A 16,088-nucleotide genomic window follows, 5' to 3' on the forward strand; every position below is an offset into this window, starting at 1 on the left:
GTCACCTTCACATCGTCATCTTCACGGCGTCGTCTTCATAGCCTCACGGCCAGTGCCCGGTCCAGGGCTTCATCCACCAGCGCGAGCTCTGCCTCGAGGCGTGTGAGCAGGCCGGGATCAGTTGAAGCGGAGCCGTTTTCCAGTTCCCCGCACACCCGTGCCGCGCGGTTTGCCCCGATGTTTGCGGCGGCGCCCTTCAGTTTGTGGGCTGCCTGTTCGAGGGCCTGCCCGCCGCCGTTTTCCACGGCGCGGCGGATGGCTTCGAGGCTTGGGCGGATGTCCTGCCGGAAAGCTTCGGCCGCAGCGGGCAACAGGCCCTGCCCGTCCGCCGGCCCGAGCTCGCGCAGCGTCGCCAGCCGTGCCGGGTCCAGTGCCGGTTCGCCCCCCTCAGGCTCCGGCGCGTCCGTAATCCACCTGCTGAGAACCGTGTCCAGCCTGTCCACGTCCACCGGCTTGGTGAGGTAGTCGTCCATCCCGGCGGCGAGGCAGCGGTCGCGGTCCTCATCCAAGGCGCCGGCGGTCATGGCAATGACCGGCAGCCGCCGCTGCCCGTTGCTCCGGGCCCGGATGGCCCGCGTGGCTTCAAAACCGTCCATGACGGGCATATGGCAATCCATCAGCACGGCGGCGTACTCGGTGGCTGCCGTGGCGGCCACCGCCTCCGCACCGTCTGCCACCACGTCCACCTGGTACCCCAGCTTTGCCACCATGCTCCGGGCGACCAACTGGTTGACTTCATTGTCCTCGACTACCAGGACCAGGCCGCGCGAAGGCACGGTGCTTTCCACGGGAGCCGCGGGGGCGGGCACGGGTTTCGCGGCTGGCCGGGCCGCCACGAGGCGCATCAGCCGATCGTAGAACTCCGAGCTGCGCACGGGTTTCGTCAGCCATTCCCGGACGCCGGCGGCCACAAGTTCGGCCCTGTCCACCTGCATGGTGGAGGTCAGCATGATGATGCGCGTGGTTCCCAGCGCGGCGTCGGCGCTGATCTCGCGGGCGAGCTCCAGGCCGTTCATGCGGGGCATGACCATGTCCAGCACGGCGATGTCGAAGGGCCGCCCGGCGGCGGCTTCCTCGCGGCACCGTTCCAGGGCCTGCAGCCCGCCGTCGACGGTTTCCGGGTTCATCCGCCAGCCCTTCAGCTGCGCCTTCAGGACCAGGCGGTTGGTCGCGTTGTCGTCCACCACCAGGACCCGGAGCCCGTTCAGCTGGCCAGGTGAAAGCACGGGGGGAGTTTGGCTGGGGCCCGCCACCAGCAAAGGGAGAGTGACCCAGAAGGTGCTGCCGTCTCCCAAGGAGCTGGTCAAACCGATCTCGCCGTCCATGACCTCCGTCAGGCGCCGGGATATCGCCAGACCAAGGCCGGTCCCGCCGTACCGGCGCGTGGTGGATGCATCGGCCTGGGAGAACGACTCAAAGAGCCGGAGATGGTCTGCGGCCTCGATCCCGATCCCGGTGTCACGGACGTCGAAGCGCAGCTTAACCCTTTCGGAGTCCTTCTCCACCACATTCACGCTGATGACGACCTCTCCGGCATGCGTGAACTTCACGGCATTGGAGGCCAGGTTCAACAGGACCTGCCTGATCCGTCCTGAGTCTCCCACCAGAAGCGGGGGAACCTCCGGGCGGCAGTAGGCGATGAGCTCCAGGCCCTTTGCCTGTGCGGACTCGGCGAGGAGGGAGGCGAGTTCCTCCACCAGCAGGCGCGGATCAAAAGGCGCGGGGTCGAGGTCGACCTTGCCGGCCTCCAGTTTCGAGAAGTCCAGAATGTCATTGATCAGGGTCAGGAGGGCTTCGCCTGCGCCCTTGACGCCCTCGGCGTATTGGCGCTGGTTCTCCTCCAGGGGCGTGTCCAGGAGGAGGGCCGTCAAGCCGATGACGCCGTTCATCGGCGTACGGATCTCATGGCTCATGGTGGCCAGGAATTCGGACTTCAGGCGGCTGGATTCCTCGGCCGCCTCCCGGGCCGCCACCAGCTCCGCCTGTGCGAGCCGGCGCTCGGTGATGTCCTGGGCGATGGTGGCGACGCCGTGGATGCCGGCCTCACCGCGGATAGGGGACATCGTCAGGGAGACGCTCACCGTGGAACCGTCCCCCCGCAGGCGGTCCGTCTCGTAGCTGCGTGTTTCACCCCCTGTGCTGATCGCCGCCATGAGGACATCCTCGCCATCCCGGAGGTTTTCCGGAATGAGGAAGGAAACATGCCTGCCGATGGCCTCGGCGGCGCGGTATCCGTAGATCCGTTCGGCACCGGGGTTCCAGCTGGTGATGACGCCGTCCGGCGTCTGGCCCACGATCGCGTCGGCCGATGAGTTTACGATCGCGCCGAGGCCTTCGAGCTGCGCGGTGCGCTGGGCTACCTTGGTTTCCAGGTCACTGGTCAGGGTGACATTTTCAAGAACCATCAGGACCTGGCGGACCACCACCATGACCAGCAGGCTGACGCCCACCACCAGCAGGAATTGGTCCAGGCCGCGTCCGCTGCGCACGGGGGAGGCCATGACGGCGCCCGCCACCGGGATATAGGGAACCATTTCCAGGGCCAGCGTGTAGACGCGCAGGTCCTTCCGGAAACGCGCTGCGTGCGGGGCCAGCGGGGCAAGGGCAATCAGGAGGAATGCGATGACCCAGCCCGCGGCCAGCGGCGTGCCGGTCACGCCCGTGACGCCGTCGAACGTCAACCTCACGTAGACGCTGTCCGTGACGGCCAGTACCAGCAAACCACCGCCCAGGCAGAGCCAGGGCAGCCGCTCTCCGGGTTGCTTCCGCATGGTAAGCACCAGGACCACCGAAACCATCACAACATCCACCACCGGATAGGCCAGGCCTGTCAGGTGCGTGAGGACGTCCTGGCCCTCGGCCTTGTACACGGGGCCCAGCACGGTGGCCCAGCTCATGAACAGGACGGCAGTGGCAATGACGGCGGCGTCGAGCACTGTGCGCAGCGAAGTCACGCGGGAGGTCCGGGGACGCGGGAAAAGGAAGAGCGCGATGGCAGCCGGTACCCCGTAACCGACGAAGCCCGCATCGGCCAGCGAGGGGTACGGATAGACGTGGTCCTGGGTGAGGCCGTAATACGTCCAGATTGTCATTCCAACGGCCCACAGGAGCGTGGCATATGCCATGAACCGCCAGGCCCGGGCCGCATCCCCATGCCTCAGTGCTGCCCTGGCGCAGCTGGCGGCGGCGGTCAGCGCCGCTGCCAGAATGGCGAAGTCGCCAACGGACTGCGCAGCCGGTGTCCCCGGGTTTGCCCCGAGAACCAGGGCGAGCGCGACGACGGCGGCGCCCACCAAGGCGATCGCCCACCCCAGCTTCGGCTGAGCTGCCGGCCGCGGAGCCGTTCCGGTCACGTTGACTCCCTTGAGGCGATGGCGGGTACGCCCGGCGGGAATCCGGGCAGGACATTGGGGGGAGTGTGGAACAGCCACAGCGAGAGACTGCGGTAGGCCTCCCAATCGCCGTCCCGGACCCGCAGCGATGCATTCCGGACCCCGCCGGGGGCTGGCCGCATGCGGACGATGTCCAGGGGAAGCGGTTCGACTCCCGGCAGTTCCAGCAGCACGCTTCCGGTATCCGGCAGCGATCCGGAGGCCAGGGTGACGGCCGCTCCACCCATGGAGATGTCCACGAGCTGCCCCGGAACCCCGTCGACCGTGACCGGGACCGCAATGGCGACCCTGTGGGCGCTCCTTCGGGACGTGGCGAATTCGGCGGCCCGGATCCGGAGGGTTCCCAACACCAGGACCACCCCGGCCAGCAGCAGCCACACTCCCGAGGCGACCGTTGACCCGGGACTGGTCCGCCAGGGCACCCATCCCAGGACCCCGGCGGCAGCGTAAAGCATGACAGCGGCCACGACGACGATCAGGACAATGAGCAACCGCGGGGCGCGTCCCCGGAGCCGTTCTTCGGCGGCACCCTTGGGGGTGACTTGAAACTCCAAGGACTTGCGGGACACCAGCCACCAGAGGCAGGCTAGGCCGATCGGGACGCGGAAGATCCGCAGGGCGAACGCCGTTGGCCAGTGGATCTGGTGGCGCATGAGTCTCTTCGAGCCCCATAGCCGGATGAAGAACATGGCGGCGAAGGCCAGCGCGAACTCGAGGGGCCCAGCCGTGGATGTCTGGGCACCCGACGCCATGACCAGCACCGGGATGATGAATGCAACCAGGGTGCCGGCGCCTTCCAGCCACCACAACGTTCCGTTGAGGTACTCGTGGAAGTTCCGCCAGGACAGCCAGCTCTTGGCGGCCCAGAGCCGCTCGTGGGTCAGGATCTGCATCGCGCCCATGCCCCAGCGGCGGCGCTGCAGCAGGTATTGGTCCGCCGTTGCAGGGGCCAGCCCCACGGCCAGGGTCTGGTGGTGGTAGACGGTCGTCCAACCGGCCCGGATCAGCTTGAGGGTGGTGTGCATGTCCTCCGTGATGGTCTCCGTGGCCACTCCGCCCACTTCGCGGAGGGCCCGGACCCGCAGCAGCGAGGTGGAGCCGCACCAGAACGGACCCGCCCCGGCCACGTTGCGGGCAGGCATCTGCACATTGAAGAACAGCCCCTGCTCGCCGGAGATCCCGTCGTCGTCGAAGGCTCCGGAGTTGTAGAACGCCTGCGGACCCTGCACCAGGGCGATGTCCTCCTGGGCGAACCATCCGAGCGTGGCTGTCAGGAACGTCGGCAGCGGCACATGGTCGCAGTCCAGCACGGCGATGACGTCGATGGCGGGCCTGCCGGCTGCTTCCTCGGCTGCCATCAGGTCCAGCGCGTGGTTCATGTTGCCGGCCTTGGCGTGGCCGTGTTCGGCACGGGTCACACAGCGTGCACCGAGGGAGGCACACAGCTCGGCGACCCACGGGCGGTCGCCGTCATCCAGCACCCAGGTCTCGTGGGCCGGCTGGAGTGCGCAGGCCGCGGCCACAGTGGGTGCGAGGACCTCGACGGGCTCGTTGTATGTGGGGATCAGCAACGCCACCCTCATGCCGTTGGGGGCCTCCGTGACAGGTTCCGGCGCGCGGCCGTCGATGTTCCACAGGGTGATGGCTTTCAGGACCAGGCCGCCCAGGGGCAGGGCCTCAAAAATGACCAGCGTCCAGGCGACCCCGGAGTTCCAGCCGCCGAGCGGCATGGTGAACGCGATGCGCCAGATCAGATACAGCAGCAAGGCGGCAATCGCGGCGATTCCGCCGATCCGGGCCATGCGGCGGGAACGCTTCGCTTCGGGCGCGGGGGAACCCAGTTGAGCGGTCCATGCCGCGAGGCCCGCCGTCGTGACGGCCCGGACTTCCCGGGCCGTGTCACGTTCTTCGACATCACCGCCGCGCACGTTTCGTTCAAGAGAGTGCATGAGATCCCCCAGCTGGACCTGACGATGCAGACCTGAATTCTGATAAATCAACTGTGCCATTCACACAGTAATTGGTCCACCATATTTCACTCGGAAAACACGGGAAACACAGAAAACTCGGGACACACAGGAAACAGGGCTACTCGGCGGTGAGGGCGGGCAGGACGTGGTCCGTGAGGAGTGGGGCAAGGTCGTGGGGCAGCTCTGCGCTGAGGTCGAGCCAGCGGATTTCGGCGATCTCTGCTGAGGGGTGGGCCTCCCAGGTGCCCGGGGCCGTGAAGACCGTGGCCTCGATGTCCGTGGCGGCCTCGTTGGCGGCCACGGCAAGCCATACGCCCATGGGTGCCAGGTCCTCCGGCGCCACGACGATCCCGACCTCCTCGGACAGTTCCCGCGACGCTGCCTGGGCTGCCGTCTCGCCGGCCTCCGGCTTGCCTCCGGGGTGCATGAACTTGTCCGTGCCGCGCTTGCGGACGGTGAGGAGCCGGCCGGCGTCGTCGAATACGCACACGGCGCTCACAACGATGAGGTCCTTGGCACGCTGGTTCGAAGTCACTGTTGTCTCCTCAAATGCGATTCGAGCAGCAGGTCTTTAGCCGGACCGTGGACGTCCCAGACGTAGCTGAAGGCATCCTGCCCGTCCCGGACGTAGCTGACCTTGTAGTCGTCGGGATCGCACCAGTGCTGGTCCTCGTTGGCCCGTTTGGCGAAGCTCATGACATGGAAGGGGCGGCCATCGGGGAAGAAGACGTCCATGGACTCGGGAGTGCCCGAGGGGCGCAGCAGGTATTCGCGGAAGGCGGGCCCCGAATGCGTGGGCCAGTGCATGGTGCCGTCTTCCCGGAACAGAAGGCCGCCGTCGGGGGTTTCGGAGTAGACCACGACGCCGGTGAAGGTTCCGTGCGTGCCGGAGGCCCGGTCCCACAGGGTCCGTTCGACGGCCCAGCTGCCAGCCAGATAGGCCCGCAGATCCTGGGTGGGCTGCTGGTGGTTCAAGTGCCCTCGATTGGAATCGAACCAACGACACCGGCTTTAGGAGAGCCGTGCTCTATCCACTGAGCTACGAGGGCCTGCGCGTACCGGGCAAGGCCACGAAATACGCGGCTCGCCGGACACGACTACAAGCATACAAGCTGTGGTGGCAGGCACCGAACGCGGCCTGCCAGCGGGCAGGCGATCTGTGCATTATCATGACACTCACCGGATCGGTGCTGGGTTGAGGCTTGCACTAGGCTTCAGCGCATGCCGGCTCCATCGATACAGCAGAACTTAGGACCCATGACTCAACAGCTTGTTCTGCGGCGTCCGGGATACGCAGGCCTCATATCCCCGGTCAAGAGAACCTGCCTCGTGGCGTTTGGGCTCCAGGAACTGCGCGGGCCCAGTGCCTGGCGGTGGCGGGCTGCATGGTGATGAGGCTCGCACCCCAGCCCGCACTGGGCTCACTCCATCCGGTTGCCCCGTCCGCAGGACGGCCCGTTGCGGAACCTATCGCCGTCAACCTCGCCGAGGACGGCATCGTCGAAGTCACGCTGCCGCCCAACGGGGTCATCCGCGCCCGGGAAGCCCTGGCCGCGGCTGCCGTTGTCCGCGCCATGGCGAACGGGCGGAGGTTGCCGGTGCTGCTGACAGTGACCGGAGTGCTGTCCGTCACCAACGAGGTCCGCCAGGCCTACACTAATTCCGTGGCGGTTTCGGCATTTGCCTTGCTTGGGGAAAGCCCGGTGGACCGGGTGATTGCGCATTATCTGCTGCGGGTGAAGTCGGATTCCGTTCCGGCGCGGTTCTTCACCTCAGGGCCTGAGGCACGGGAATGGCTGGGAAGGTATCGCCTTGAATCCTGAGCCCCAGGATCCGAGGCTCCTGGCTTTGGTTGAAGGCGTTGTCCGGATTGCGGACGGTGACCTGAGCACACGGATTCCCGTCACCGGTCCGCGGGACGAAGTGGCCGCTGTCATCACCGGGATCAATCTCATGGCGGACGATCTTCAGGCCATCTACCAGGAGCTCGAGGAACGCGTCGAAAGCCGCACGGCAATGCTGCGCCAGGCCCAGATCGAGCTTGAACGAATGGCCCTGACCGACCCCCTGACCCAATTGGCCAACCGCACGGCCCTCAACAGGGCGCTGGATCACGAGCTGGCGGAGGCTGAGCGGGGAGAGCTACCCCCGGCATTGCTGGTCATGGACCTGAACTCATTCAAGGGGATCAACGACACCCTGGGGCATGGCGCAGGGGACACCGTCCTGCAGGTCACCGCCCGGCGACTGGTGGAGACTGTCCGCGACGGCGACACCGTGGCCAGGCTCGGCGGGGACGAGTTTGCCGTGATGCTGCCCAAATCCAACGCGGCCCATGCGCGAGGGGTCGCCAAGCGGATACTGCGCGCACTCGGCGAGAGCATAGACATCGGCGACGTTCGCATCGTCTGCGGAACCAGCATCGGGCTCAGGGTTGCCGAACCCGGGCATACGGTGGACGAACTGGTGATGGAAGCCGACACAGCCATGTACGCGGCCAAAGCCGAGCAACGAAGCACGGTCAGGGTCTTCGAACCGGCGTTGTTATACGCCCGCCGACTCCAGGGGCTCATGATCACGGAGCTGCGTGAAGCCATCCGGACGAACCAGCTGGTGCTGTATTTCCAGCCTGTCGTTGAGCTGCAATCGGGCCGGATCGAAGGGGCCGAAGCGCTGGTGCGGTGGAACCACCCCGAACGCGGACTCCTTATGCCGGACCAGTTCATCCCGCTGGCCGAGGACACCGGCATCATCATCGACCTCGGCTACTGGGTGCTGAAGGAGGCCATGCGGCAGCTGCGCGAGTGGGAGGACCTTCCCGGGGTGTGCGAGGACTTCAGCATGAGGGTCAATATTTCAACGACCGAGCTGCAGAGCCTTGAGCTGATTGAGCACGTCCGGGAGGTGCTCGCCGAAACCGGCATCGCGGCGTCGAAACTCATCATCGAACTGACAGAGTCAATGGCACTCAGCGGCAGCGACGTGGACAAGTACTCATTGACCGGGCTCCGGCGACTGGGTGTCCGGCTGGAGATCGACGACTTCGGCACGGGCTATTCGTCCATCAGCTACCTCCGCAGCCTGCCCGTCAACGTGGTCAAGATTGACCGCTCGCTGATTGAAGGTCTCGGCTCGGATGAGGGTGAGCGGGTCTTTGTGGCCGCGGTCCTCCAGCTCATCCACGCATGCGGCATGGAGGCAGTCGCGGAAGGCATAGAAACGGCAGAGCAAGCGGCAGAGCTCACTCGTCTTGGCTGTACCAGTGGCCAAGGGTACTACTTTGGCCGGCCCGTGCCGCCGGAAGAGTTCGCGCAACTGCTGCGGCGCGGCTGAGTCCGTCCGGCCGCGGACAGGCAGGGGCGCCATGTCCGGCGCCCCTGCCCTTGCAGTTGCCTAGTTTGCGCCGGAGTTGGTGCGTGCGGAGTTCGGCCACCAACCGACAGCATCCGCATCCACCGAGTTCTGTGTGAAGTTCGGCCACCAGCCAACGGCTATGGACGAGTCCTGCCCGGAGTTCTCACTGCTGGCAGAAACGGCGGCCGCTCCGGAGAGTCCGGCCAGTACGATTGCGGCGGCCGCAAGGAGAACGGCGATTGTTTTTTTCATTGGGATGCTCCTGATATGAGTGACTGATGTGACCAGAGTGAACGAAGTACGGCTCGCTCAGTATAGGAACAACGAAACGCCGTGTCACGAGTGTTTGGGACTCGGGGTCATGCTAGGGCGCGGCCGCGACTTCCGGAGGCCAGGAGAGCTGCGCGGGACATAATGTAGCCATGCGAGAAAACAAGGTCGCTCCGTCATATGCTGCCGCCGAACTCCAAGCCAGGGGGCACCGGGCCAGCCATGACTTCGTCAAGGCTGCGGATGGGGCTCGCAGCGCCGCCGACATGGCCCTCGACGACGGCGACTCCACGGGCTGGTGGAACATGACGTTCCTCCAGGCCGAGAATCTGCTTGACGCGGGGGACTTCAGCGCATGCGCACTGCTGGCACGGTCCCTCTCGGAGGCATCGCTGGCCGCCGGCTCTCCCCAGCACCGGGCCCGGGCCCTGATCCTGATGGCCAAGTCCCTGCAGGGCGAAGGACTCCTGGAGGACGCCGCCGCCGCAGCGGCCTCGGCCGTCGGAATCGTGCACGACGAAGCCGACATGGAGGTCGACGTCCACGCCAGGCAGGCCCTCATCGCGGCCCTTGGCGAGTCCGGCAAACTTGATGAAGCCTGGGAGGAATGCCTCACCCTCGCATCGAGAATCTCCGATGACATGGATGACCAGCTGGCCGGCAAGGCGTACTGGGTGATCGGCAATGTGGCGTTCCTTTGCGACCGGGTCGAAGAGGGGCTCCATCACCATGAACTTGCCGCCGAGACGTTTTCCCCGTCCCGGAACCTTGATTTGTGGGCCAAGTTCAACAAGGCATCGGCCGCGATGAGGCTGGCGGCCGACGTGTCGGACGCCGCCACGCTGCGGTGCATCGAACGGGCGGAACTTGCCACGGACATCGTGGGCGGCAGCGAGGAAGACATTCTCCTGCTCCGGCTCATCCGCGCGCACTGGACCCTTCTGTCAGGAGATGCCGGTGCGGCCCTTGCGCTGCTCGAGGAGATCAGCGGGCATGCGGACAAGCTGCCTCCGCAGACTGCCGGCGAGGTGTTCCTGCTGAGCGCACGGGCCCATGCCGCAGCCGGGGACCAGCAGGCAGCCAAGAAGAGCCTGTTCGAAGCCACCGAACGATTCGACCAGGCCGGCGCGCACCAGCGGGCCCAGCAGGCCCGCGCGCTGCTGGCATCCGAAACCGATCCGGAAGCAGAGCCCTAGGCAGGCAGATCCACCTGGCCTGGCCTTCGCTTGCGCCGCGGCCGGGTCTATTCTGGCGCTATGACGACGGCGGGTACCCCTCCGGCCGACCGGGCGCTCCTGCCGGATCTGGCGGGACGACGCGAGCTGGTGGGGGCATGGGCCTCCTTGAGTCTCATCCACTACTTCATTGTCGAAGCGGTGGCGATGGCCGCATGGCGGGGCAGCCCGGACTATGACCGCCGGGCCCACGTCATCAGCGACCTCGGTGCGGCGCACTGCGGACCGTTCAACGGCTATGAAGTCTGCTCGCCCCTGAACTGGCTCATGAACGCCTCCTTCATCCTTCAGGGCGTCGCGATGATCCTGGGTGCCGTGCTGCTGAGCTCCGGGGTGCTCTCCGTGGGTGCGCAGCCGGGCCAGCGCTACATCAGGACCGGTCCGGGGAAAGTGCACTGGCTGGCGGCCGGCGGCGTGCGGGTGCTGGTTTTCGTGGCGGGTGTCGGCCAGGCCATGGTGGGCCTGTTCCCGGAGGACACCGATTTCAACGTGCACCTGGCCTCCGCGGGAATGTACTTCATCGCGGGCCCGCTGGGACTGGTGCTGCTGGGCATCGTGTGGCTGCGCAGGACCAGCATCGCCTGGATGGTGCTGCTGTTCGGGGCGACTTCTCTGGGCGCCACGGGCTACGTCCTCGCCGTGCAGCTGCGTGTTGACGAGCCCGGGGCGATCGAACGGACCATGGCCTACCCGATCATCCTTGGCCTGGCGCTGGTGGGTATCACGGTGGCCTACCGCGTCCACCACGAGCGCGGGCTCGTGAGGGCGAGGCGGCTGCAGGGGCCCGTCTAGTCCTTGGCTTTCCGCCACCCCAGGAACACCGCGGCCGCTCCGGCCAGCAGGCTCAGGACGAAAAGCACCCAGGACGCAACGGTCAGGACGGACGCCAGGGCGACCGAACCGGTGTCGGGGGCTGCAGAGCCTAGCAGGCCGTCAATGGCCGCATTCGACCACAGGTGGGCCACCGCGAACAGCAGCGGGGCCGCCCAGAGTGCCCAGCGCAGCGCCTTGCGCGCCACGTTGGTCCCGATCAACAGCAGCCAGCTGAAGCCGAAAATCAAGGGGAACAAGGTGCCGGCGGTCTTGTGGACGTAGTTGAGCTGCCCGCGCGCGGACTCGTCCATGGCTGCCCGCAACTGCGCCACGTAGTCCTGGGAGAAACCGCCGATGAGCGAATCGGGCATGGCGAGGCCGCCGGACAGCTGTGTCATCTGGTTCATGGTGAGCAGGTGCAGGTACCAGAACAGGAACAGGCTTGCCACCACGCCGGCGATCACGATCAGCTTCGAGTTGTTCTGTGCCTTTTCCGGCGTCCGGTGCGTAGTGGGATTGATCACCGGCGGCAGGCTGTGCTGCGGGACGGCGGCTTTGGCGCCGTGTTTCCTGATGCGCTGGGCTGGTGTCTTGGCCATGCCTTCCATTATCCCGCCACATAAGCTGGAGGCATGACCACCGGCAGGCACACAGCAATTGACCTCGATCCATCCCTCGACGACCACCAGCTCGCTGCGGCGCTGGTCCGGGAGGCCGGCCAGCTCGCGCTGCTGATGCGGATGGGCGGACTGCAGGCCCAGCGAAAGACCTCCGTCTCGGACGTCGTCACCGCCGCCGACCACGCGGCCGAGGCCTACGTCCTGGAGCAGTTGCGCCGTTGCCGGCCGGAAGACGGCATCCTGGGCGAAGAGGGCACCGCGGTGGCCGGCACCAGCGGGCGCACCTGGGTCATCGACCCCGTGGACGGTACCTACAACTTCCTGCACGGTTCCACCTACTGGTGCTCTGCGCTTGCCTTGAAGGCCGACGACGCCGGAACCGCCACTGGCGGGGCAGCCGCCACCGCTGCGGACCCGGCCGTCCTGCTGGGGGCCATCTACCAGCCCGAGCTGGACAAGCTGTGGCTCGGCGGCGAGCAGCACCCCGCCACCCTGAACGGCGAACGGATTGCCGGGCCCTCCGAGATCCCCCTGGCGGAGCTTTGCGCCGCCACCTACATCCACCCGACGTGGCTGGCCGATCCCCGCTCCGCGATGCCCTGGCACGCCGCCGCGGTCTCCGCGGCTTCCCTGCGGATGTTCGGCTCCGGTTCGTGCGACCTCGGCCGGATCGCCGACGGCGAGCTCGGCTGCTGGTTCCAGCACAGCTGCCCGGAATGGGACTGGCTCCCCGGCAAGGCGATCGTCCGCGCCGCGGGCGGGGACACCGGCGTCGTGCGCGTCAACGGACTGGACTGGTTCATCGCCGGAGGCCCGACGGCGGTCCGCGAGCTCCGGGCGGCGCTCACGTCAGTGCCGCAGTTTGCCTGATTGAGCGCCGCCGTTGAGTGTCGGCCCCACGGCCTAGACTTGATTCACCATGGATATGTTGTTTGACCCTTACGCAGACGGCCCCTTCAAGGCTGCCACCACAACCGCCCCGGCCTTGCGCACGGACGCCGGGAGCGGTGCAGTCCGCCCTGCCGGAAATGCGGGGGGAGGCCCCGCCGGACGCCCCCAGGGTGGCGACAGCGCAGGGGCATGGGGGAACCAAGGCGCCGGGCTGCCTTCCGCCGAGGAACTGTTGCAGGGACTGAACCCGCAGCAGGAAGAAGCCGTCAAGCATGCCGGCAGCCCACTGCTGATCGTAGCCGGGGCAGGCTCGGGAAAGACCCGGGTGCTCTCCAACCGGATCGCCTACCTGATTGCCACCCGACGCGCCCACCACGGCGAGATCCTGGCCATCACCTTCACCAACAAGGCCGCCGCCGAGATGCGCGAACGCATCGAAGCGCTGGTGGGCGGCCGGGCCAAGGCCATGTGGATCTCCACGTTCCACTCCTCCTGCGTGCGGATCCTGCGGCGGGAAGCCGCCAACGTGGGCCTCAAGTCCAACTTCTCCATCTACGATTCCGCGGACTCGCTCCGGCTCATCACCCTCGTGGCGAAGAACCTGGAGCTGGACCCCAAGAAGTTCGCCCCCAAGGCCATCCAGCACAAGATCTCGGCGCTCAAGAACGAGCTCATCGACGACGATTCCTACGCGTCGTCAGCCAACTACAGTGATCCCTTCGAACAGGCGGTCGCCGAGGTCTTCAAGGGCTACACGCAGCGCCTCCGCCAGGCCAACGCCATGGACTTTGACGACCTCATTGCCCAGACCGTCTACATGTTCCGGGCCTTCCCTGCGCTCGCGGAGTCCTACCGCCGCCGCTTCCGGCACGTCCTGGTGGACGAATACCAGGACACCAACCACGCCCAGTACGCGCTGGTCCGTGAAATTGTTGGCATCGGCGCGGACGCCGGCTCCGGGGTGGAGCCCAGCGAGCTCACCGTCGTCGGCGATTCAGACCAGTCCATCTACGCCTTCCGCGGCGCGGACATCCGCAACATCGTGGAGTTCGAGCACGACTACCCGAACGCCCGCACCATCAAGCTGGAGCAGAACTACCGCTCCACGCAGAACATCCTGAGCGCCGCCAACTCGGTGATTTCCCGCAACCCGAACCGGCAGGACAAACGGCTCTGGACGGCCGAGGGCGACGGCGAGAAAATCATTGGCTACGTGGGTGAGAACGAGCACGACGAAGCAAGGTTCATCGCCAAGGAGATCGACCGCCTGCAGGACCAGGACGGACTGCGCCCCGGAGACGTCGCCATCTTCTACCGCACCAACGCCCAGTCCCGTTCCATTGAGGACGTGCTGGTGCGCGTGGGCCTGCCGTACAAGGTGGTGGGCGGCACCCGCTTCTATGAGCGCAAGGAAATCAAGGACGCCCTGGCGTACCTCCGCGTGCTGGTGAACCCGGACGACGACGTCAACCTCCGCCGCGTCCTTAACGAACCCAAGCGCGGGATCGGTGACCGCGCCGAGGGCGCCGTGGCTGCCCTCGCCGAGCGGGGCCGCACGTCCTTCATGGCCGCAGCCCGCCTCGCGGACCAGGCCCCTGGCATGGCCACGCGCTCGGTCAACGCCGTCCTGGGCTTCGTGAAACTCCTCGACGACCTCGCCGAGGTGGCCTCCGGCTCCGGTGCGTCCGCGGCCCTGGAAGCCGTCCTGGAACAGACCGGCTACCTTGCCGGGCTGCGCGCCAGCGGCGACCCCCAGGACGAGTCCCGGGTGGAAAACCTGGCCGAACTGGTGGCCGTGGTCCGCGAATATGAGCGCGACAACCCCGAGGGTTCGCTGGGCGAGTTCCTGGAACAGGTCTCCCTGGTGGCCGACGCCGACCAGATTCCGGACGCCCCGGGCACCGACATCGACGCCGCAGTGGCCGAGGCCAAGCGCCTGGGCGTGGTGACCCTGATGACCCTCCACACGGCCAAGGGCCTGGAATTCCCGGTGGTCTTCCTGACCGGCATGGAGCACGGGATCTTCCCCCACCAGCGCTCCGCCACGGATCCCAAGGAGCTCGCCGAGGAACGCCGCCTCGCCTACGTCGGCCTCACCCGCGCCCGCAAGCGGCTCTACGTGACCCGCTCCGAGGTGCGCAGCATGTGGGGACAGAGCCAGTACAATCCGGCCAGCCAGTTCCTGGAGGAGATCCCCTCGGAACTGCTGGACTGGAAACGCGAGGGCACTTCACGGCAGTCCGGCGGCTGGGGCAGCCCGTCCATCGGGTCCAACCGTTACGGCGGCTCCTTCTGGGGCGCGGGCGCCTCACGCGGTGCCGCCGCCAGCCCCAGTGCAGGCTTCAACGCGGACGTCCCGGCCGCCGTCGTGCGCAACCGCGTGCAGCCGCAAAAGGAAGTCGTCGCCGTCGCCGTGGGGGACAAGGTCAACCACACGAGCTTCGGCAACGGGACCGTCATCGGCGTCGAGGGCGCGGGGGACAAGACCGTGGCGAAGGTGAAGTTCGACATCGGGGAGAAGCGGCTGCTGCTGCGCTACGCCCCGCTGACCAAACTGGAGAAGTGAGCCGCCGGGCATAATGGGAGCCATGCGACGGACTGTGGTTGGAATCCTGGCCGCCCTCTTGATGGTGGCGGCCACGTCCTGCTCCTATTCCACCAAGGACCCGGACTACGTTCCGCCCGCGCCGTTGGCACCGCTGGAGCAACTCAAGCAGGTGCCTGTCACCGAGCCCACGCCGGGGTCCGCCAGCGGCGGGGTCACCGCGTTTGTGACGGCGGACCGAAATGTTGCCTGTGCCATGACCTCGGCCCGCGGCGAGCACCTCAACCTGCCGTACGAGCCCAACTCCTATTCGGACAGCGCCAACAACAAGTTCGCGATCGTGCCCGTGGTGCAGTGCGAACTGGCGGTCTACCCCAAACCGCAGGCAGCCGACGTCCGGGACGACTGCGCAGGGACGGGCCTGGGTTACCTCGGCGGCACCGCCCTGCTGCGGCCGGACAAGGCCAGCTATGGGGGATGCCGCTCCGGAATCACCCAAATGGAATCCGAGTTCGGCCCCAAAGGCAGCAGGAAAGGCCCCATTTCACAGCTGCCGGAGCTGGCCGAGGGGCAGAACATCGAACGCAACGGCCTGCGGTGCTCCGCCTACAATGGCGGCGTCGCCTGCGGAAACGTCTCAGGCGGGGTGGCCTTCTTTGTCAGCCAGGCCGGGTACCAGCTGATTTCCGACGGCGGCAAGACGGTCAGCGGCACCCTTCCCTCGCCGTAGCTCCTGCGCGGCAGCGGGGCGGGGCCATGCCCCGGAAATCCGCGTCACACAGCGGTTTTTCTACGCGCGATAGAAGTGTAAGGTTACTCACTTAACCGGTAGTGTGTAGCAGGCGGGACTCCTCTTAGGGCTAAAGTTCCGAAAGGACCTTACGCAATGTGACCGGCTCCGAAACCGGTCGTTTGACGCGTATTCTCCGCAGCCGGTCATCGCGGTCACCGTGGTTTCCGGCTGAACAGAAACTACTTCGACGTAGAAGGACACTAAA

Annotated in this window: 13 protein-coding genes and 1 tRNA gene; 7 read left to right on the forward strand and 7 right to left on the reverse strand. The window is 66.7% G+C overall.

Going from position 1 to position 16,088, the window contains the following annotated elements; genetic code table 11:
• Window positions 1–35 precede the first annotated feature (35 nt).
• From NVV90_RS04440 to NVV90_RS04460, 5 genes are all read right to left on the reverse strand, one after another.
• The gene (locus NVV90_RS04440; protein ID WP_258439984.1) at window positions 36–3,353 is read right to left on the reverse strand and encodes a response regulator; all 3,318 of its coding nucleotides are present in this window, start codon (window positions 3,351–3,353) and stop codon (window positions 36–38) included.
• Window positions 3,350–5,341, reverse strand: coding sequence for a glycosyltransferase family 2 protein (locus NVV90_RS04445; protein ID WP_258439985.1), 1,992 nt, complete (start codon window positions 5,339–5,341; stop codon window positions 3,350–3,352). The genes NVV90_RS04440 and NVV90_RS04445 overlap by 4 nt, the downstream gene beginning before the upstream one ends.
• A gap of 139 nt (window positions 5,342–5,480) precedes the next feature.
• Entirely contained in the window at window positions 5,481–5,897 is a 417-nt protein-coding gene (locus tag NVV90_RS04450; protein ID WP_258439986.1) for an NUDIX domain-containing protein, read from the reverse strand.
• Window positions 5,894–6,337, reverse strand: coding sequence for a DUF6314 family protein (locus NVV90_RS04455; protein WP_258439987.1), 444 nt, complete (start codon window positions 6,335–6,337; stop codon window positions 5,894–5,896). Before NVV90_RS04455 ends, NVV90_RS04450 begins: the two co-directional genes overlap by 4 nt.
• A gap of 1 nt (window position 6,338) precedes the next feature.
• Window positions 6,339–6,411, reverse strand: a tRNA-Arg gene (locus NVV90_RS04460).
• A gap of 336 nt (window positions 6,412–6,747) precedes the next feature.
• On the opposite strand from NVV90_RS04460, the gene NVV90_RS04465 reads away from it, so the two are divergent.
• Together NVV90_RS04465 and NVV90_RS04470 are read left to right on the forward strand one after the other, a co-directional pair.
• Window positions 6,748–7,185 carry an STAS/SEC14 domain-containing protein gene (locus NVV90_RS04465; protein WP_258439988.1) on the forward strand — a complete coding sequence of 146 codons (438 nt, stop codon included), beginning with the start codon at window positions 6,748–6,750 and terminating at the stop codon, window positions 7,183–7,185.
• A complete protein-coding gene (locus tag NVV90_RS04470; RefSeq protein WP_258439989.1) occupies window positions 7,175–8,695 on the forward strand; it encodes a bifunctional diguanylate cyclase/phosphodiesterase in 1,521 nt (506 codons plus the stop codon). The genes NVV90_RS04465 and NVV90_RS04470 overlap by 11 nt, the downstream gene beginning before the upstream one ends.
• 60 nt (window positions 8,696–8,755) lie before the next feature.
• On the opposite strand, the gene NVV90_RS04475 is transcribed toward NVV90_RS04470, so the two are convergent.
• Entirely contained in the window at window positions 8,756–8,968 is a 213-nt protein-coding gene (locus NVV90_RS04475; protein ID WP_258439990.1) for a hypothetical protein, read from the reverse strand.
• Window positions 8,969–9,138: 170 nt separating this feature from the next.
• Between NVV90_RS04475 and NVV90_RS04480 the strand changes: the two genes are divergently transcribed.
• Both NVV90_RS04480 and NVV90_RS04485 read left to right on the forward strand, forming a co-directional pair.
• Complete coding sequence (locus NVV90_RS04480) at window positions 9,139–10,182, forward strand: hypothetical protein (RefSeq protein WP_258439991.1); 1,044 nt, start codon at window positions 9,139–9,141, stop codon at window positions 10,180–10,182.
• A gap of 60 nt (window positions 10,183–10,242) precedes the next feature.
• Complete coding sequence (locus tag NVV90_RS04485) at window positions 10,243–11,013, forward strand: DUF998 domain-containing protein (RefSeq protein ID WP_258439992.1); 771 nt, start codon at window positions 10,243–10,245, stop codon at window positions 11,011–11,013.
• Here NVV90_RS04485 and NVV90_RS04490 read toward each other — a convergent pair.
• Entirely contained in the window at window positions 11,010–11,633 is a 624-nt protein-coding gene (locus NVV90_RS04490; protein WP_258439993.1) for a hypothetical protein, read from the reverse strand. The two genes, NVV90_RS04485 and NVV90_RS04490, sit on opposite strands and share 4 nt — an antisense overlap.
• A 33-nt stretch (window positions 11,634–11,666) precedes the next feature.
• Here NVV90_RS04490 and NVV90_RS04495 point away from each other — a divergent pair, with 33 nt between their 5' ends.
• From NVV90_RS04495 to NVV90_RS04505, 3 genes are read left to right on the forward strand one after another with little or no spacing between them, the layout of a single operon-like run.
• Window positions 11,667–12,524 (forward strand): inositol monophosphatase family protein, encoded by an 858-nt coding sequence (locus tag NVV90_RS04495; protein WP_258439994.1) that lies wholly within the window; start codon window positions 11,667–11,669, stop codon window positions 12,522–12,524.
• Window positions 12,525–12,573: 49 nt separating this feature from the next.
• Window positions 12,574–15,111 (forward strand): DNA helicase PcrA, encoded by a 2,538-nt coding sequence (pcrA, locus tag NVV90_RS04500; RefSeq protein ID WP_258439995.1) that lies wholly within the window; start codon window positions 12,574–12,576, stop codon window positions 15,109–15,111.
• Window positions 15,112–15,124: 13 nt separating this feature from the next.
• Window positions 15,125–15,820, forward strand: coding sequence for a hypothetical protein (locus NVV90_RS04505; protein WP_258439996.1), 696 nt, complete (start codon window positions 15,125–15,127; stop codon window positions 15,818–15,820).
• Window positions 15,821–16,088: the final 268 nt, after the last annotated feature.

This window comes from Arthrobacter sp. CJ23, assembly GCF_024741795.1.
Lineage (GTDB): Bacteria > Actinomycetota > Actinomycetes > Actinomycetales > Micrococcaceae > Arthrobacter.